20 protein-coding genes are annotated in these 18,450 nt (G+C 60.6%); 16 read left to right on the top strand and 4 right to left on the bottom strand.

What is annotated here, in order from left to right; genetic code table 11:
• The first annotated feature begins 12 nt into the window (after positions 1-12).
• The 9 genes from ABL914_RS00100 (at position 13) to ABL914_RS00060 (ending at position 5,586) form a co-directional block, all read left to right on the top strand.
• On the top strand, positions 13-207 hold the full coding sequence (locus ABL914_RS00100; protein ID WP_391561103.1) for a helix-turn-helix transcriptional regulator: 195 nt from the start codon (positions 13-15) through the stop codon (positions 205-207).
• Positions 194-871, top strand: coding sequence for a hypothetical protein (locus ABL914_RS00095; protein WP_391561102.1), 678 nt, complete (start codon positions 194-196; stop codon positions 869-871). The genes ABL914_RS00100 and ABL914_RS00095 overlap by 14 nt, the downstream gene beginning before the upstream one ends.
• Before the next feature lie 51 nt (positions 872-922).
• Positions 923-1,846 (top strand): TraB/GumN family protein, encoded by a 924-nt coding sequence (locus tag ABL914_RS00090; RefSeq protein WP_391561101.1) that lies wholly within the window; start codon positions 923-925, stop codon positions 1,844-1,846.
• Positions 1,836-2,714 carry a TraB/GumN family protein gene (locus tag ABL914_RS00085; RefSeq protein ID WP_391561100.1) on the top strand — a complete coding sequence of 293 codons (879 nt, stop codon included), beginning with the start codon at positions 1,836-1,838 and terminating at the stop codon, positions 2,712-2,714. The genes ABL914_RS00090 and ABL914_RS00085 overlap by 11 nt, the downstream gene beginning before the upstream one ends.
• 117 nt (positions 2,715-2,831) lie before the next feature.
• The gene (locus ABL914_RS00080) at positions 2,832-3,449 is read left to right on the top strand and encodes a 50S ribosomal protein L25/general stress protein Ctc (RefSeq protein WP_391561099.1); all 618 of its coding nucleotides are present in this window, start codon (positions 2,832-2,834) and stop codon (positions 3,447-3,449) included.
• A gap of 73 nt (positions 3,450-3,522) precedes the next feature.
• Positions 3,523-3,936 (top strand): hypothetical protein, encoded by a 414-nt coding sequence (locus ABL914_RS00075; RefSeq protein WP_391561098.1) that lies wholly within the window; start codon positions 3,523-3,525, stop codon positions 3,934-3,936.
• Positions 3,937-4,021: 85 nt separating this feature from the next.
• Positions 4,022-4,417 carry a hypothetical protein gene (locus ABL914_RS00070; RefSeq protein WP_391561097.1) on the top strand — a complete coding sequence of 132 codons (396 nt, stop codon included), beginning with the start codon at positions 4,022-4,024 and terminating at the stop codon, positions 4,415-4,417.
• A 12-nt stretch (positions 4,418-4,429) separates the two neighbouring features.
• Positions 4,430-5,005, top strand: coding sequence for an aminoacyl-tRNA hydrolase (gene pth / locus ABL914_RS00065; protein ID WP_391561096.1), 576 nt, complete (start codon positions 4,430-4,432; stop codon positions 5,003-5,005).
• 143 nt (positions 5,006-5,148) lie between these two features.
• On the top strand, positions 5,149-5,586 hold the full coding sequence (locus tag ABL914_RS00060; protein ID WP_391561095.1) for a PEP-CTERM sorting domain-containing protein: 438 nt from the start codon (positions 5,149-5,151) through the stop codon (positions 5,584-5,586).
• A 78-nt stretch (positions 5,587-5,664) separates the two neighbouring features.
• On the opposite strand, the gene ABL914_RS00055 is transcribed toward ABL914_RS00060, so the two are convergent.
• Positions 5,665-7,182 (bottom strand): tetratricopeptide repeat protein, encoded by a 1,518-nt coding sequence (locus ABL914_RS00055; protein ID WP_391561094.1) that lies wholly within the window; start codon positions 7,180-7,182, stop codon positions 5,665-5,667.
• Between the two features lie 167 nt (positions 7,183-7,349).
• Here ABL914_RS00055 and ychF point away from each other — a divergent pair, with 167 nt between their 5' ends.
• Entirely contained in the window at positions 7,350-8,450 is a 1,101-nt protein-coding gene (ychF, locus tag ABL914_RS00050; protein ID WP_391561093.1) for a redox-regulated ATPase YchF, read from the top strand.
• Between the two features lie 3 nt (positions 8,451-8,453).
• Here ychF and ABL914_RS00045 read toward each other — a convergent pair whose 3' ends face one another.
• The gene (locus ABL914_RS00045; RefSeq protein WP_391561092.1) at positions 8,454-9,368 is read right to left on the bottom strand and encodes a DUF2167 domain-containing protein; all 915 of its coding nucleotides are present in this window, start codon (positions 9,366-9,368) and stop codon (positions 8,454-8,456) included.
• Positions 9,369-9,634: 266 nt separating this feature from the next.
• On the opposite strand from ABL914_RS00045, the gene ABL914_RS00040 reads away from it, so the two are divergent.
• Positions 9,635-10,966, top strand: a complete 1,332-nt coding sequence (locus ABL914_RS00040; RefSeq protein WP_391561091.1) for a hypothetical protein — start codon at positions 9,635-9,637, stop codon at positions 10,964-10,966.
• A 15-nt stretch (positions 10,967-10,981) separates the two neighbouring features.
• On the top strand, positions 10,982-11,428 hold the full coding sequence (locus ABL914_RS00035) for a MaoC family dehydratase (protein ID WP_391561277.1): 447 nt from the start codon (positions 10,982-10,984) through the stop codon (positions 11,426-11,428).
• Here the strand turns inward: ABL914_RS00035 and ABL914_RS00030 are convergent.
• Positions 11,422-11,925 carry a hypothetical protein gene (locus ABL914_RS00030; protein WP_391561090.1) on the bottom strand — a complete coding sequence of 168 codons (504 nt, stop codon included), beginning with the start codon at positions 11,923-11,925 and terminating at the stop codon, positions 11,422-11,424. The two genes, ABL914_RS00035 and ABL914_RS00030, sit on opposite strands and share 7 nt — an antisense overlap.
• Positions 11,925-13,709: a DNA mismatch repair endonuclease MutL gene (mutL, locus tag ABL914_RS00025; protein WP_391561089.1), complete on the bottom strand. Its 1,785-nt coding sequence runs from the start codon at positions 13,707-13,709 to the stop codon at positions 11,925-11,927. Before mutL ends, ABL914_RS00030 begins: the two co-directional genes overlap by 1 nt.
• Positions 13,710-13,897: 188 nt before the next feature.
• On the opposite strand from mutL, the gene ABL914_RS00020 reads away from it, so the two are divergent.
• The 4 genes from ABL914_RS00020 to mrdA form a co-directional block, all read left to right on the top strand.
• A complete protein-coding gene (locus tag ABL914_RS00020; RefSeq protein ID WP_391561088.1) occupies positions 13,898-14,947 on the top strand; it encodes a rod shape-determining protein in 1,050 nt (349 codons plus the stop codon).
• Between the two features lie 45 nt (positions 14,948-14,992).
• Positions 14,993-15,874, top strand: a complete 882-nt coding sequence (gene mreC, locus ABL914_RS00015) for a rod shape-determining protein MreC (RefSeq protein ID WP_391561087.1) — start codon at positions 14,993-14,995, stop codon at positions 15,872-15,874.
• On the top strand, positions 15,874-16,425 hold the full coding sequence (locus ABL914_RS00010) for a rod shape-determining protein MreD (RefSeq protein WP_391561086.1): 552 nt from the start codon (positions 15,874-15,876) through the stop codon (positions 16,423-16,425). The genes mreC and ABL914_RS00010 overlap by 1 nt, the downstream gene beginning before the upstream one ends.
• On the top strand, positions 16,425-18,450 hold a 2,026-nt coding region (gene mrdA / locus ABL914_RS00005), incomplete at its 3' end, for a penicillin-binding protein 2 (protein WP_391561085.1). The genes ABL914_RS00010 and mrdA, both read left to right, overlap by 1 nt.

Below are 18,450 nucleotides of genomic sequence, written 5' to 3'. Positions count from 1 at the left end.
ACGGGCCTTGTCATGAACAACAAGCTCAAAGTCCTGCGCGCAATGCGCAACTGGAGCCAGGCCGAACTGGCCGAACGGCTCGACGTGTCACGCCAGGCCGTGAACGCGATTGAGACCGGCAAGCATGATCCATCCCTGCCACTGGCGTTTCGGATCGCCCGGCTGTTCGCGATGCCGATTGAGGAGATTTTCGATGACCAATTCTGAAGCCACCACCCCACCGGCCAAACCGGTCCGCTCGGCTATTGGGCAATCCGCGGTCCTTGTCCTGCTGGGTGTCCTGTTGATCTTCTGCATCGGAACTGTGTTGGGGTACTTCGCTGAGGTCAGCAAACATGGTGCCGTTGAAATTCGGGACTATGTGATCGGCGCGGCATTGCTGCTGGTGGCGGCTGTTTGCGCCTGGCAGTTGATTTCGCGAACAGTCCAGCTGGTGCGCAAGCCGCGCGAAAAAGTTGGCCCCAGCGTTCTGAAGGTTCAGCGCTTGTGGATGTTCTTTATTGCGCTGGGACTGATCTTGGGCGCCGCGGTGGCGCTGATCAATCTGGAAACAACCAGTGGCCATCCGCAAGATCTGGTCAATACGCTCTATTCCAGCGCGCCGATCAGCCCAGTTATTGCGGCGGTGATTCTGGCCGCGCTGGCGCTTACCTGCATCGCATCGGGCTTTTATTACCGCTACATTGACGAGCATGACCGTGCCGCGCAGGAAACCGCATCGCTGGTGGCTATCAATTTCTACTTCGCGCTGGTGATGGGTTGGTTCGTTGCTGCAAAAGGCGGACTGGCGCCGCCAATCGATCATGGCCACGTTTTCATCGGTGTGTTTGTGGTGTGGACCGCAGCCTGGTTGTGGCGGCGCTATCGCTGATCCGTTTCATTCACCTTTCAATCACCGCTTGTGCTACATGACCGCCCGATGATGAAACTCCGCTCAATCTTCAAAGGCGCCGCCCTCGCCGCTTTCGCTCTGTTGGGTTCGGCCACGCTTGCCCAGCAACGCCTGCCCACGCAGCAACCGATCGTGGCCGTCCCTGCCCCCGATCAGGCCAAACCGGCCTTATGGAAACTGGCAGACAAAGACACCACGATCTATCTGTTCGGCACGATCCACATCCTGCCCAAAGGGGTCGATTGGTTTCATGGCCCGGTGGCCTATGCCTTCAATCATTCTGACTTGCTGGTAACCGAGCTGCCCGATGTGCCGCAGAGCGAATTTGTCGGCAGTCTGGCCCGATACGGCGTGCTGCCGGCCGGACAGAGCCTGCGCGACAAGCTGAGCGAGGATCGCCGCGGGCGGTATGAAGGGGCGATGGCCGGGCTGGATCTTCCGGTTGAATCGTTTGATCGATCAAGGCCCTGGGTGCCGGCGATGCTGATGCCGCTGCTGGCGGTGCAGAAGTTCGGTTTTGAACCCGGCCACGGGGTTGAAGCCACGCTTGATGCTCATGCCAAGGAAAAGACCATTCCGCGGATCGGCCTTGAAACGCTCGATTTTCAGTTCGGGCTGTTTTCCACCCAGTCCGAAGCCGAACAGATCGAATTTCTGGATACCGTGGTCAAAGGCATTCCCGAGATGAAGGGGTTGATCTCGCAGATGGTCGTCAAATGGTCGGCCGGCGATGCGGCCGAGCTGGCGGGGCTGCTTAATGCCGATGAAGATCCCGCGTTTGCCGAAATGATGCTCTATTCGCGCAACCGCAATTGGGCAAAATGGATCGAAGCCCGGATGGCCCAGCCTGGCACCGTATTCGTGGCGGTGGGTGCTGGCCATCTAGGTGGCGGAGCCAAATCGGTCAATGATCTGCTGACCAGAGACGGCTTCCGGCTGACCCGTGTGCAATAATTTTCTGCGCGGACTGCTGGGCCTGTGCCTGGCTGCCGCGCTTGGCAGTTGCGGCGGGCCCACCGAAGCAAAGCCGGCGCTGTGGCTGGTGGAAGGGCCGCAAGGGCAGAAGGCCTGGCTGCTGGGCACGATCCACGCGCTGCAAAGCCCAGCCAACTGGCGATCGGACACGATTGAGCAGGCACTGTCGCAATCGGACCGGCTGATCCTGGAAGTTGCCGATGTGGGCAACGATGCCGCCACTGCGCGAACTTTTGCCAGGCTGGCAACCGATGCGCTTCCCCCGCCCCTTGCCCGCCGGATCGATCAAACCCTGCGCGATGAACTGGCGGCCGAACTGGCCCGCGATGCGATCGCCCCTGGCAGCCTGGATCGCTATGAAACCTGGGCGGCGGCGCTGATGATTGCCCAGGCCCAGGCCTATGTTGGCAAACAGGATAGCGCCAACGGCATCGATCGCGCCTTGGCCAAGGCCTACGCAGGACCGATTGCCGAATTTGAGGGCGCCGAAGCCCAGCTTTTGATTTTTGATCGTCTGCCGCAGGCCCAGCAGCACGCACTGCTGGCCTCGGTGATCGAAGATGATCCAGCCACGCGCAACGCCAAGGCGCGCCGGCTGGAACTGGCCTGGGCCACCGGGAACACGGCGGCTATCGCCAGACTGGTGGATGAAGACATGTTTGCCGATCCGGTGCTGCGTGAAGTTTTGCTGGTTGGCCGCAACCGCGATTGGGTGCGCAAACTCCTGGCCTTGCTGAATAACAAGGCCCGCCCGTTCGTGGCGGTGGGCGCCGCTCATCTGGCGGGTGCCGACGGCCTTCCCGCAATGCTGGCCGCGCGCGGTTATAAAGTGACCCGGCTTCAATAGAGACCGGCCTTGCATTTGCGGTGCATTGCCGCTAACCGCCCGCGCTTCCCCGTTATGGTCATCCCTGGAGGCGTGGCGGGAGAAGAACGTTATTCTCGTTTTTGAAAGGCTTTTGCAATGAGCGATACTCTGCACCTGCCGGCTGAGACGCGCGACCGGGCTGGCAAGGGAGCCTCCCGGGCACTGCGTCGCGAAGGCCGCGTCCCCGCCGTCGTCTATGGCGGTAAAGAAGAACCCTTGGCGATCCACGTTGAGGAAAAGCTGCTGCGCAAGCAGCTTGGCACCGGCCACTTCTTCAACTCGGTTGTCGATGTTGAAGTTGGCGGCAAGACCGTGCGGGCCCTGCCCAAGGACGTAGCTTTCCACCCCGTCACCGATCGCCCGCTCCATGTTGATTTCCTGCGCTTGTCGAAGGATTCCAAGGTTCACGTCGCAGTGCCGGTTCTGTTCATCAATGAAGCAGCCTCACCTGGCCTCAAGCGCGGCGGTGTGCTCAACGTCGTCCGGCACGAGCTGGAACTGGTCTGCGAAGCGGACAAGATCCCGGAAGACATCCAGATCGATGTAGCCGGGTTCGATGTTGGCGATTCGATCCACATCAGCCACGTTTCGCTGCCGGCCGGTTCGGCCTCGGCGATCACCGATCGTGATTTTACCATTGCCACCATCGTTGCCCCTTCGGGCATGCGCAGCGAAGAAGGTGACAATGCCAAGACTGAGGGCGGCGCTGAATAATCAGCCCGCTTCAGCCAGAGTTAAGCCGGATTGCGCCAGCCGCAGTCCGGCTTTTTTCTTATAGGGGATCCCGATGACCAGATTGCGCCGCTTCACCCTTTCACTTGGCGCGGCTGCGCTGCTTGCGCCGGCAGTGGCATTTGCCCAGCCGGCTGCCGACGCCCCGGCCCAGATCGATGAAATTGGCTGCGCCATGCAACTGATGTTCTTCGTGACCGAGGGCAAAAAGACCCTGGGTGACGCAACTGTGCCGGCCGACAGGCGGCTGGAGAATTCCGGTTTTGTTACCAAGATGGCTGCCGCATTGGGCTTTTTCGAAGGCCGGATTGCGGCGCGTGCCCCTGCCAATCTGCAAGCCGCCGGCAGCGCAGCGTTCAACAGGATGACGGCGATGGGGCAGGATCAGCTGGTGAATTCAACTATGGGCTGCATCGCCTATTACGAGGCTGAGGAAGCACGCCTGCTTGGCCAGCTGCTGGGCAAATAATCCGGCGGTTGCGGTTTTGTGTTTAGCGGGTAAGCCGGGGCAAGAAGTTGCTGCCGGTACTTGGCATTTTTCGAAAGGCATTCAGATGGTTCGCCACCTTGGTATTTTCGCAGTTTTAGCGGCTTCGCTGGTGGTTCCTGCCGCCGCCGCCAATGGTCCGGTTGGGGATCGCGACTTTCAATGCTTCGCGCTGCTGGCCGTGGCCGAATTTGCCATTCGTGAGCAATTGAACGATCCCAAGACGCCCGCCGACCAGCGCGACGGCCTGAGCAATTCCAGAACTGCGCTTCGGGCAAAAAGTGATTGGTATCTTGGCCGCATTTCTACCTTGCCGCCGGAAAAGCGCGCCAAGGGAGAATTTGAGCGGGCCCGCCAGAAGTCACGCGATCTTGACAACGAAAAGTTCAACCAGCTTTTCGATGGCTGCATGACCGGGATGACGGCTGACCGGCTTGAGACTGTCAACCTGCTGCTGAAATAGGGACTGCCCGTGATGCAATTGTGGGTCGGCCTGGGCAATCCTGGCGCGCAATATGCGCTGAACCGGCACAATGTCGGCTTTATGGCGCTTGATACCCTGGCCGAGGTTCATGGATTTGGCACGGCCCACAAGAAGTTCCAGGGCTGGTTGCAGGAAGGCCGGATCAGCGGCGCGAAAATCCTGCTGCTCAAGCCCGCGACCTACATGAACGAAAGCGGCCGCGCCGTGGGCGAGGCGCTGCGGTTTTACAAACTCGATACTGACGCCCTGACAGTGTTTCACGACGAGCTCGATCTGGCGCCGTTCAAGGTCAAGGTGAAGCAAGGCGGTGGAACTGCCGGGCACAATGGGCTGCGCTCGATTGACCAGCATCTGGGGCCAGACTTCCGCCGGGTTAGGATCGGGATTGGCCACCCCGGGCACAAAGACCGCGTTACAGGCCATGTGCTGGGCAATTATGCCAAGACCGAAATGGATCCGCTGGCCGATATGCTGGGCGCAATCGCGGGCGAAGCGGACTGGCTGGCCAAGAATGATCCCGAGCGCTTCATGAGCGACGTGGCCTTGCGGCTAAACCCAGGAAATTAACCACTAAACCTGTCGGGATGGCTTACAGCGTTGAAGCCTGGGCAGACCCGTTAACCACCCAAATCCCCTGAAAACATCGATTGGCACGGCCTTTGCGAAGAAAGCCGTCAACCAATCCAGTTTTCCTTTTGGGGGCATATACCATGAAGACCAAAACGATCATTCTTTCGACCCTGGCTGCAGCAAGCGCGCTGTCATTCTCCAGCGCTTCGTTCGCCTGGGGTTCGTGGACCCCCACGCACACTCACTATTGCAGCTGCGGCCATACCAGCAGCACCTGCACCAGCTCATCGGGCGGCACGTCATCGACCTCAACCTCGACGTCCACCGGTGGCACCACGACCACCTCTTCTGGCGGCACCACCACTTCATCGACCTCGACCGGCGGCACCACCACCAGCACAACCTCAAGCAGCACGACCTCGGGCGGTTCGACCACGTCGACCAGCAGCACTTCGGGCGGCACTACCACTTCGACCTCGTCGGGTGGCACTGCGGTTCCGGAACCGGGCATGCTTGGCCTGATGGGTCTGGGTCTGCTGGGCGTGGGCATTGCCCGCCGCCGCAAGCCGCGCGCCTGAACGCACAAACGAAACACGGTCCCGTTTCGGCAAATCGCCGTCAGCCCTATGGCTGGCGGCGATTTGTATGTGCGCAGGTCAGCTGCGGCTGGCTTGCTGCGCGCGCGCCAGATCGGTGCGAAACAAGGCTGAGGCTGGATCCTTGCGGGCCGCCGCCTGCAACAATTGCAGCGCCTTGGCCGCATCCCGCCCGGCGTTGAACCGGGTCAAACCCGCCATGTGCAGCATATCTGCGTTTTCCGGTTCCAGCGCCAAAGCACGGTCAGCCTCGGCAATCGCCTGATCGTGCTGGGCGCTGTTGGTCAGGGCGAAGGCCAGGCGTTTGTGAGCCTCTGCGTCTTGCCCCAGTGCCAGCAAGGCTTGGTAAGCGGCGATTGCCGCCGGCCAATCGCGCCGTGCCAAAGCCTGCTGGCCTTGCTGCGTCAAATTCTGGGCCTGCTTGAATCCGGGCGAGCGAAGCCGGGCCGCCAGTGCATCGGCGGTTTGATCGCCGGCTGCACGGGCTGCCTTTTCGCCCAGTTCAAGCTCTCTTGGTCCAGCCATGATGCTGATCGCCAGTGGTTGCAACGTGGCCCAGGCCGCACGGGCATCGCCGGTTGCCAACTGCGCCTCGCCCGCCATCAACCGCGAATAAGGGTTGTGCGGCGATACTTGCAGCGCGCGTTCAAACATTGCCCGCGCCTGTTCCGGGTGGCCCAGCCGCAGCAGGGCTTCGGCATAAGTCATATAGTTGGCCGAAAGCGGCACCAGGCTGGTTTCGATTGGCCCCAGCAGTGATCGGACCTTTTCCCAATCGCCCTTGATGCTGGCCAGCATCACTTTTAGCTCGAAAACTTCAGGATGGTCTGGGGCCAGCTTTGCGGCCTGATCAACCAGCTCGATCGCGGTATCAACCTTGCCTTCTTCATCATACAGCCGCGCATCGGCGACCAGCGGTTCTACCCGCAAGGGATAGCGCTTGGCTGCTTCGGCATAGCCTTTATGCGCCTCAGCCTTGCGGCCGTGCTTGTTGTGGATCGTCGCAGCCAGCATCAAAGTGGCCAGCGCATTGGCATCATAGCCTTGCAAGGCCCGCAATTGCGCAGCAGCGCCCGCCAGATCATCGCCTGCCAGCAGAAAATTCGCGAAATCGAGCGACAGCAGATAGCCGCCGCCCGCCGCCAGACCGGCCTTGTAGGCATCAAGCGCGCCGGCGCTGTCATCCAGTTTCAAACGCGCCGCCGCGATGATCCGCCAGGCATCGGCAGAACGATCATCAGCCAGGCGTTCAATTGCCTGTTTGGGAAGGCCGCGCGCCAGCATCGCTTCGGCTTCCAACCGGCCTAGCGCAGGGCCTGCCCAGCCCAGCGCCTTCAATTGTTCGATCGCGGCCTGCGCACCTTCACCATCGCCAAGCCGCAACAGCGATTGGGCCAGCAGCAAGGCCGCTTGCCGATCGCCCGGCCGGGCCTGCAACACGGCCAGAGCATCGATGCGCGCCGCGGCGTAATCCTGCTGGGCATATTCATCCATCGCCTGTTTCAGCAGCGTTGCTGGATCATCCTGACCGCAGCCTGGCAGGGCTAACAGCAGCAATAATGGGAGGGCGCGTTTCATGGCATCAGCCGTAGCGCCAATTGTTGAAATTTCGGTGAAATCCCCGGTTCAGCCATCCAGGCGACCCGCTTTGGCCTGCCGTGCTGCGGCCCCAAGGCCCATAGCCCCTCGCCAAACGGCCGCTCCCCCGCTATGGGCGCGCGCTTGCACCTGATGCGGAGTAGGTAATGGGTTTTCGTTGCGGTATCGTCGGCTTGCCCAATGTTGGCAAAAGCACCCTGTTCAATGCGCTGACCGAAACGCAATCGGCACAGGCGGCGAATTATCCATTCTGCACGATTGAGCCCAATGTCGGCAACGTCGGCGTGCCTGATCCGCGGCTGGATCAGCTGGCCGCGATTGCCGGTAGCCAAAAGATCATCCCGACCCAGCTGGGCTTTGTCGATATCGCGGGCCTGGTGCGCGGGGCATCGAAGGGCGAAGGGCTGGGCAATCAGTTCCTGGGCAATATCCGCGAAGTGGATGCCATCGTTCACGTGCTGCGCTGCTTTGAAAATGACGATATCCAGCATGTCGATGAACGGATCGATCCGGTTTCAGACGCCGATACGGTGGAAACCGAACTGATGCTGTCTGATCTGGAAAGCCTGGAAAAACGCGTTCCCGCAGCCCAGAAAAAGGCCGCGCAGGGCGATAAGGAAGCCAAGTTGCTGGCATCCGTTCTGGCCCCTGCGCTCGATCTGCTGCGCGAAGGCAAGCCAGCGCGGCTAGCCCGGCCAAGTGACGAGGAAGAGCTGCGGGTGTTCAATTCTGCCCAGCTGCTCACCGCCAAGCCGGTGCTTTATGTCTGTAATGTTGAGGAAGAAAGCGCCGCGAACGGCAATGCCTATACCGCCAAGGTATTTGAAAAGGCCAAGGCCGAAGGCGCCAATGCGGTGATCGTTTCCGCCGCAATCGAAAGCGAGCTTGTGGGCATGGAGCCCGACGAGCGGATGGTGTTCCTCGAAGAAATGGGCCTGCATGAAACCGGCCTCGCCCGGGTAATCCGCTCAGGCTATGAATTGCTCCACTTGATCACCTTCTTCACCGTCGGCCCCAAGGAAGCGCGCGCCTGGACCGTTCACGCAGGTGATAAAGCACCTGACGCAGCGGGCGAAATCCACAGCGACATGCAGCGCGGGTTTATCCGGGCCGAGACAATCGCGTTTGACGATTTCATATCGCTGGGGGGTGAAACAGGGGCCAAGGATGCCGGCAGATTGCGGCAGGAAGGCAAGGAATATGTGGTACAAGATGGCGATGTCATGCACTTCAAATTCAATGTTTAGGCGCTATTCCTCACCCTCCAGCGGATCGGTCTTGCGTCCAAACAGTCCCATGATCCGATTGCGGAATACCGCGATCAGAGCAATCAGGCCAAACAGCAGCGGCTTGATGAACTTGAGCAATATCGCCAAAATCCCAAGTTTTTTGGCCACCGCAACGCCCACGCCAGCAGCAACCAGGCCGCCCACGCCATATTCGGCCTTCTGGTCCATGTTGGCGTCGAAATCTTCATAGCGCGCACCGGAATCGAATTTGACGTGGCTGGCAAATTCGTGCGCAGCCTTTTGCACCTCGGCCAGCCTTGGCATCGTCGAAACCAGATTGACGCTTAGGACGCCGCTTCGGCCAAGCGTACGAACATCATAGTTGAGGGTATCGATCTGGGAATCGCTGAACTTCAGATCACGCGCCCAGACCACAGAATGGTTCAGCTTGTTATAGCCCGGTTGCTCAGCCCAGCCGACCAGATGGATCCCTGGATAGCCAGACGCCTTGCGCTGTTCGTTCTGCTCCGCTTCACCTTTTTGCATCTGCGTCATCAATTCGGTGTAATCAGCTTCTGCCGCATCATCATCGGCAACATAGCCGGTTTCCTCAAATGTGATAATCGCCCCCCAGGCATCGCCCATTGGACTTTTTCCGGCCTGCATAACCAACCCAAGGACGCCAACGGCATTTTCAGGCGGATTACCCCAGATATCCACCAGAACTTTTCGCGCATCGGCGGGGCCATAAAAATCGTAGGCCGTGCCAAGTTCAAGCGAGGCTTTCGCGGCAGGCAAGGTAATCTTGCCGTGCTGCGGTTTCAGCGATCTAACCAGCGCCTGGACTTGCGCTTGCGTAACAGGCTGCTGCGCAATTACATTGGGCGCTGACAGAACAATCGCCAACGCAGCCCCTGCTGCCAACATCTTACGCATTACAAACTCCCCCGACCACTTCTACTAATGGGATTAGTCGCAAAATGGGCTGCGAGGTCAAGCCCTTTGGTGACAGTTGGCGCATCTTGCTTGAAGATTGAATGCCAAGTCACTAGCTGGCAGCAATGATGAGCAGAACACGGATTGGCACACTGACGCTATGTGCGCTTGGCTTAGTTGCAAACTCAGCCCTTGCCCAAGACCATTCCGGCCACGCCGGGCATGGCGATACACAGCGTTTGCCCAGTGGTGAAAAGCCGGAGGCTGTGTCTGCGCCTGACATTCCTTCGATTGAAAAACCCGCCCAACCCTCACCGGCTGCGGAAAAGACTCCGCCGGGACAATGCCCGCCCGGCGTCTTGCCCGGAATCTATCCTACCGCTGACGGGGGGTTGTGGATCGAGGAATGCCGGCTTTCAGTCACGCCGGTTGTTACTCCGATCCCGGTCCACGCCATTTCTGCTGACGAGCTCGAACCGATGAGTCAGTCTGGTTCTGGCACTTCGCGTCTGCCCGGCGCAGAGAGCGAAATGCACGGCCAGCACCTGATGAGCGGCGACTGGATGTTCATGACCCACGGCAATGCGTCACTTCAATTCACCGATCACAACGGCCCACGCGGTGATAGCATGGCCTATGTCACCAGCATGGCGATGGTTACGGCGCAGCGCGATACCGGCTGGGGCCGGGTCAAATTCTCAGCCATGTCGAGCCTTGAGCCGGCGATGGACGCAGCGGGTTATCCCAACCTGTTCGCGACCGGAGAAACCGCCGGCGGGCTGCCGCTGGTCGATCGGCAGCACCCACACGATCTGTTCATGGAACTGACCGGACGGGTTGATGTCAATGTGGGGCGCGGCAGTCTGTTCCTTTATGGCGGACCGGTGGCCGAACCAGCGCTGGGGCCCAGCGCGTTCATGCATCGGGGTTCTGCCAGCAACAATCCTGAACCGCCGATCACGCACCACTGGTTCGATTCCACCCACATCACCTATGGCGTGGTGACGCTGGGTTATTCCGCCCCCCGATGGCAGATTGAGGCGAGCGTTTTTCGTGGGCGCGAACCCGATGAAGCGCGCTGGAACATTGAAACGCCCAAGCTGGATAGCTGGTCGGTACGCGGCACGATCAACCCATCGCCCAACTGGTCGCTGCAGGCAAGCTATGGCGAGATAAAGGAACCCGAAGCCATCCATCCCGGCGAGGATGAGCGGCGCTTCACGACCTCAGTTCATTACTCCAGTCGCAGCGTCAGCGCGATGGCGGCCTTTTCGCGCAAGGGCCATGGCGGCGATAATCACAATGCCTGGCTGGCCGAGGTGAATTGGAACCTTGATCCGAAGAACAGCCTGTTCAGCCGGCTTGAGAATGTCGATAACGGGGAACTCTTCCCCAATCCGCTTGATCCGCTGCATGACGAGCATTTCTCGGTGAGCAAATTTCAGGCGGGTTACGCCCGGCATGTCCCGATGGGACCGTTTGACCTGACGCTTGGCGGCTCAGCAAACCTCTATGCCAAGCCCGCCGCGCTTGACGCAGCCTATGGCACCAACCCATGGGGCTACACTGTGTTCATGCGGGTAAGCTTGGGGAATTGAGCGATGAGCGAAGGGCTGGTCTATTTTGAGGACCTCGAAGTTGGCTCAAAGGCGGCGTTCGGGCGCTATGCAGTGACCCGCGAAGAGGTGATTGAATTCGCCTCCAAGTATGATCCCCAGCCATTCCACCTGTCTGATGAAGCCGCCGCGCAGACCCATTTCGGGCGGATTTCGGCCAGTGGCTGGCACACCTGCGCCATGGTGATGCGGATGCTGGTGGAAAATATCACCGAGCGCAAACAGGCAGGCTTGGGCTCACCCGGGCTGGATGAGCTGCGCTGGCTGAAGCCGGTTTATCCGGGCGATGTGCTGCGGGTGGAAAGTGAACTGCTCAGCAAAAAGCAAAGCCAATCACGCCCCGAAATGGGCAGTTTTCAATCAGAAGTGCGGGTGTTCAATCAGGAAAACGTGGCAGTCTGCACGATGAAATCGATTGGCCTGATCCGGGTTCGCGGTTACTGAGCCGCGCAGCGCAGTTTGCCCGCAGCGACGAACACCGCCCTGCCCCAAGCATCGTTTATCACAATCTGACCGGGAATGATCTGGCGCTCGCCAGCTGGTGCGGCCTGATCTGGTTCGGACGGCTCAAGCCGCAGGTCCAGTTGCCGGCCCAGATATTGGATCCGCGTTCCAAATGGCCCGGCGGCGCTGCGTTTTACAACGCCAAGCCGCAGCAATTGCCCTTCCAACTTGATCCAGCCAAAGTTTGGACGAGTTACCAGCAGCGCCCGCGCATCGGGCGCACTGTCCAGATAGAAGGCGCAGCTCCCGCCATTATCGTCCATCTGCGTGAAATCGCCGGGCGAAAGTTGCTCTGGCGCAAGTGCCTTGAACGGGGGGATGCGGCGCTGGGCCTCCTCAAGTGCGGCAATCACCTCTGGATCATCAAACGGCTTCTGTTGCGGATTGGCTTGGCATCCACCTAGCAAAATCGAAAGCCCCAAGATCCAATGCCGCATCACTTCCTCCCGAACAGTTTTTCGATATCACCGTGCGCCAGCTTGATCCAGGTTGGGCGGCCGTGATTGCATTGGCCAGAACGCGGGGTAACTTCCATTTCGCGAAGAAGCGCGTTCATTTCGGCCACAGAAAGCACCCGACCAGCCCGCACCGATCCGTGGCAGGCCATCGTCGCCAAGACGTGATCGATCCGCTCTGCCAACAGCAGCGCCGCGCCATTTTGGGCCAGATCATCTGCGATATCGCGCAGCAACGCCTGCGGATTGCCTTTGGCAAGGACCGCCGGCACCGCCCGCACTAGCACAGCGGTGGGGCCAAACCGTTCGATCGCCAGCCCGAACGAAGCCAATAGATCGGCCGCATCCTCAACCCGGTCTGCGTCAGGCTCAGCCAGCTCAACCACTTCGGGGATCAGCAAGGCCTGGCTGGATGTCATCGCCCCTTGCGCACCTGCGGCCTTGAGCCGTTCAAGCACCAACCGTTCGTGCGCGGCATGCTGATCAACGATCACCAGCCCGTCTTCAGCCTCGGCCACGATATAGGTTTGCGCCACCTGCCCCCGGGCCACGCCCAGCGGGTGATTGATCGAAGGTGCTTCCTCAGCGATCTCGGCCTTTGCCGCCGGGGCCATGGCGTGTTGGTCGTAACCGCGCCAGATCGGGGCTGCCTCTTGCACGCTGCTTGCTGAATATTCACGTGCAAACAGTGAAGCCAGCGCCGGTGCCGGTTCGCGGCTGATCGGCTCTGCCTGCCAATTGCCCATCGCCGGAGCAGCCGGAGCCTGGGCGCTGCGCCGGCCTTCGGAATCGAGCGCATGGCGCAGCCCCGATACGATAAACCCGCGAATGAAGGCTGGATCGCGAAACCGCACTTCAGTTTTTGCCGGATGGACATTGACATCCACCTCCTCGGGCGGGATCGCAAGGAACAGCGCCAGCACCGCATGCCGATCCCGCGCCAGCATATCGGCATAGGCGCCGCGCACTGCGCCGATCAGCAACCGGTCTTTCACCGGCCGGCCATTGACGAACAGGTATTGGTGATCCGCCACCCCGCGATTGAACGTGGGCAGGCCAGCCACCCCGGTTAGCCTGGCGGCGCCGCGTTCAAGATCTATTGCCACACCATCGGCGGCCAGTTCGCGCGCAACAATCTGGGCGACGCGGCTGGCCAGGCTATCATCCGGTTGCACCGACAGCGCCCGGCGGCCATCGTGTTCCAGCACGAAACCCACATCGTGGCGCGCCATCGCCAAGCGGCGGACAACATCAAGACAGGCGGCATATTCGCTGCGCGCGCTGCGCAGAAATTTGCGCCGGGCCGGGACTTTTCCGAACAGGTCCTCAACCCTGATCCGGGTGCCAGGCGGCAGCGCTGCCGGGCTGTCGTCGGCCAGCACCCCGTGATCGACCACGCGGCGCCAACCCTCGCCCTGGCCCCTCACCCGGCTTTCAATCGTCAAACGGGCGACGCTGGCGATCGATGGCAATGCCTCTCCGCGAAATCCCAGAGTGGTAACCTGCTCAATATGCTCATCGGGCAGTTTGGAGGTGGCGTGCCGTTCCAGCGCAAGTGCAATCTCTGCCGGCAGCATGGCGCAGCCATCATCGGTTACATCAATGCCGGCCAATCCGCCTTCCGAAAGCCTTATCGCCACGTTGCGCGCCCCGGCATCAAGCGCGTTTTCAACCAGCTCCTTCAAGGCCGAACTCGGGCGCTCAACCACCTCACCGGCAGCAATGCGGTTGACCAGATTTTCAGGCAGGCGGCGGATCGTGGGCATGGGCTGGCTAGCCTAGCGACGAACCGCGAAAAATTCGAGCCAAAGCGGGTAGCTAGCTGCGCAAAACCACACAATTTTTTGGCCTTTCGCAGGGGGTGCTGCTAATGCCACCGCTTCCTTGCCAACTCACAGGCCTGTGCTTACCGTTCGAAATGCGGTAAGTATCGGGAAAACATACGGAATTTTCAATGGCTTCGTTCCTTTCGCGATTCTTCAAATTCGGTTCGCAAAACATGGCAATCGACCTCGGCACGGCGAACACCCTGGTCTATGTCCAGGACCGCGGAATCGTGTTGAACGAACCCTCTGTTGTGGCGATCGAAACGATCAACGGGATCAAGAAGGTCAAGGCCGTAGGCGATGATGCCAAGATGATGATGGGCAAAACCCCGGACAGCATCGAGGCGATCCGCCCGCTGCGCGATGGCGTGATCGCCGATATCGAAGTGGCCGAAGAAATGATCAAGCACTTCATCCGCAAGGTGAATGGCAAGCGCACCAGCATGTTCAATCCGCCCGAGATCGTAATCTGCGTGCCATCAGGCTCAACCTCTGTCGAACGCCGCGCAATCCGCGATGCCGCCAGCAATGCCGGGGCCAGCGCCGTCTATCTGATTCTGGAACCGATGGCTGCGGCGATTGGCGCCGGGATGCCGGTTACCGAACCAGTGGGTTCGATGGTGGTTGATATTGGCGGCGGCACGACCGAAGTTGCGGTGCTTTCGCTGCGCGGCCTGGCTTATACCACTTCGGTCCGCGTTGGCGGTGACAAGATGGACGAAGCAATCGTTTCCTATGTCCGCCGCCACCACAATCTGCTGATCGGCGAAGCCACCGCGGAACGGATCAAGAAGGATTATGGCTGCGCGATGGTTCCGGCCGATGGCGTTGGCGAATCAATCCAGATCAAGGGCCGCGATCTGGTCAACGGGGTGCCCAAGGAAATCACCATCACCCAGGCCAATATCGCCGAGGCGCTGTCTGAACCAATTGGCGCGATCATCGAGGGTGTCCGGATCGCACTTGAAAACACCGCACCCGAACTGGCCGCAGATATTGTCGATCAGGGCATCGTGCTAACCGGCGGCGGCGCCCTGATCCACGGCCTGGACGAATTCCTGCGCGAAGAAACTGGACTGCCGGTTTCGATTGCCGAGGATCCGCTTTCGTGCGTGGCACTGGGGACAGGCCGGGCGATGGAAGAACCGATCTTCCGCGGCGTGTTGATGACAGCCTGAGCGCACCCAAGATGGCGCGCATGGCCCCCGGATCGGAATAGCTAGATGGCGGCGCCCAACATTCGCCGCCCGGGCTATTCGCGCCGGGAACAGTACGGCAATTTTGCAAATTACGTGGTGGCCTTCGTCGGGGTCGGCGTGGGATTGATACTGCTTGCCGTATCAAGCGGGGCGGAGCAGCGTTTTGCCGGGCTGCGGACACTGGCCGGCGATGCCGGCGCACCGGCGGCTAATGTCGCGGCCAGCGCACGAACCGGGTCCATCGGGCTGTGGGATACGCTGACCGGCTATTTCACCAAAGGCGCTGATGTTGCCCAACTGAAGCACGAAGTAGCCGAAGCCCGGGTCAAGCTGGCAGAACAAGATGCGCTGCGCGAAGAAAATGCCCGGCTGAAGGCGATACTGACCCTGACCGAGCAAGATCAGAAACCAGTAGCCATCACCCGGCTGATCGGATCGACATCTTCTTCCACCCGGCGCTTTGCGATGATCGGTGCTGGATCGACCCACGGGGTTCACGTTGGCATGGGGGTACGTTCGCCATTGGGGCTGGTGGGCCGCGTGGTTGAAGTGGGCTTGATCTCATCGCGAGTGCTGCTGATTACCGATACCGAAAGCACCGTGCCCGTGCGCCGCGCCAGCGACGGGGTGCAGGCCTATGCCAGCGGGCGCGGTGACGGCACGATCCAGATCCGGCTAAGCACCACCGGGGTCAATCCGCTTAAGCCAGGCGATGCGATCGTAACAACCGGATCAGGCGGGATCTATCGCCCTGGCGAGGCCGTGGCTGTGGTGGTTGCGCTGACCCCGGATGGCGCGCTGGCCCGTCCGCTAAGCGATCCAGGCCAGACCGACTACGTAACCGTTGAGCCGATCTATCAGGAAGCCCTGCAAGCCGAAGCTGGCAAACCAGGCGAGCAAAACTGATGGCACCGCCCCTTCCCCCTGGCCTTCGCGGTTTCGGCAAGCAGCGGATCAACCGCGCGCCGTCTTCATTGCTGGCGATGGCCTTGCCGTGGATCGTGGTGATGCTGGGTTCGCTCACTCCGCTATGGCCGATGATTGCATCGGCCCCGGTGATGCCGCCGCTGGGTTTTCTGTTTCTGGTGGCCTGGCAGCAGATGCGGCCGGGCCTGTTCCCGGTCTGGGCTGGGTTGCCGCTGGGTCTGTTTGACGATCTTTACAGCGGCCAACCGTTCGGCAGTGCCGTAACGCTGTGGTCGATCGCGATGCTGGTTCTGGATTTCGTTGAGTTGCGCTTTCCATGGCGCGGAATAGCGCTGACCTGGGTGGCCGCCAGCGCGGTTATCGGGCTGTACCTGCTATTGGCGCATTTCATCGTCGGGCTGGGCACCGGCGGGATTGATCCGGGTATTCTGATTCCCCAGTTTGGCCTTTCGATCCTGGCCTATCCGATCGTGGCCCGGCTGGTCGGTCTGGCTGACCGGATGCGGCTGATCCCGATCCAGGCCGCGTGATGTTGGGCGAACCACGGCACGTCAGTTCCGGCACACTGGCCAACAGCTTTGATCGCCGTGCAGTTTTGATTGCCGGTTTGCAGACCGGAATGGGGGTCTTGCTGGCCGCACGGATGGTGTGGATCGGCGTGGTTCAGAACGATAAATATGCCACGCTGGCTGAAAGCAACCGCGTCAACCTTACCCTGATCCCGCCGCGCCGCGGCGCGATCCTGGATCGCAACAACGCCAGCCTGGCTTCGAACCGGATTGAGTTCCGGATCGACATTATTCCCGAACGCCTGGTCAATAGCGAAGCCACTGTGCGCGAACTTTCCGGTCTGCTGGGGTTTGATGCGGTGCAAGTCCAGGATCTGACCGACCGGCTTGAAAAGGCGCACGGCTATCAGCCAATCGAGGTTCTCGCCGGGCTGGACAGCAAGATCTATGACCGGGTGCTGGTTCGGCTGCCCGATATGCCCGGCGTAGTCGCAAAGCAGGCCTATACCCGGTGGTATCCCACCGGACCTTCGGTGGCGCACCTGATTGGCTATGTTGGCCCGGCCACAGCAAAGGATACTGCGAAAAACAAGGATCCGCTGCTGCTGACCCCAGGCTTCAAGCTGGGCAAGGATGGGCTTGAAAAGCATTACGAAGATCTGCTGCGCGGGCAACCGGGTGCCCAGCGGGTTGAAGTGACCGCATCGGGTAAATTCGTGCGCGATCTGGAACACCGCGATGATGTTCCTGGCAAGCCGATCCGGCTGACCATCGACGGCAACCTGCAAGACTATGCCTCGCGCCGGATCGGGCTGGAATCGGCCGCAGTGGTGGTGGTTGATTGCAACGACGGCGGGATCCTGGCGCTAACATCGATGCCGGCGTTTGATCCCAATGCTTTCGCCGGTGGGATCGGACGGTTGCAGTGGAAAATGCTGAACGAGGATGATCACATCCCGCTGCTCAACAAGGCGTTGCGCGGGCTTTATCCGCCCGGTTCAACGATGAAGCCGATGGCCAGCCTGGCTTTGCAGATCAACGGCGTCGATCCGGAAGAACGGATCAGTTGCCCGGGCGGATACCAGCTGGGCAACCGCTATTTCCGCTGCGATGCGGTGCACGGTTCGGTCGATATGCGCCGGGCAATCGAACAGAGCTGCAACACCTACTTCTGGAAGATGGCGCACCGGGTTGGCTATGATGCGATCGCACCGATGGCAAAACTGCTGGGCCTGGGCCAGGAATTCGATCTGCCCGGCACCCGCCAGCGCTATGGCACAATCCCCGATGCCGCCTGGAAGATGCGCCGTTTCAAGCAGGAATGGACTGCCTCGGATTCGCTCAATGCGTCGATCGGTCAGGGCTATGTATCGGTATCGCCGCTGCAATTAGCGGTGATGACCGCGCGGATTGCGAGCGGCAAGAACCTGCAACCATCGCTGATCTTCGGTCAGCAAAAGCCGCCAGGTCCGGCGCTGCCGTTTACGGCCGAACAGCTGGCCGTGACCCACGAGGGAATGTTCCGTGTGGTCAATGGCAATGGCACGGCCGGGGGCAGCCGGATCGATATCGGCGGCGTCAAAATGGCGGGCAAGACCGGCACTGCGCAAGTTCAGGCACTGGTTACGCGCGGCCATTTTGGCAGCTGGAAATCGCGCGACCACGCGCTGTTCGTTTGCTATGCTCCGGCTGATGCGCCACGCTATGCGATGGCGGTGGTGGTTGAGCACGGCACATTTGGGGCCCGCGCCGCCGCGCCGATTGCCAAGGACGTGATGACCTATCTGTTCGATCCAGCGGCGGCTCTGGCCAATCTGAACAGCCTTGAGCAGGCCTGGGGCGGCAAGCCGACCGAGCGGATGGACGCGCGTTACCGCGCCTTTGTTTCGCAATACGGCACATCATTGCCCAAGGTCAGCAGCGATGATGAGGCGGTCAAGGCTGCGGCCGACAAAGCGGAAAAATCGCAAGCTCAGATCGAGCAGCCCGGCAAGGGCGCGGCCACCACCAGGCCAGAGGAACCCTCTGCCCCGCACCCCGCAGAAG

It is taken from the genome of Novosphingobium sp. (genome assembly GCF_040079535.1).
In the GTDB taxonomy this organism is placed as follows: Bacteria; Pseudomonadota; Alphaproteobacteria; order Sphingomonadales; family Sphingomonadaceae; genus Novosphingobium.
This window is presented reverse-complemented; position numbering and strand designations above follow the sequence as displayed.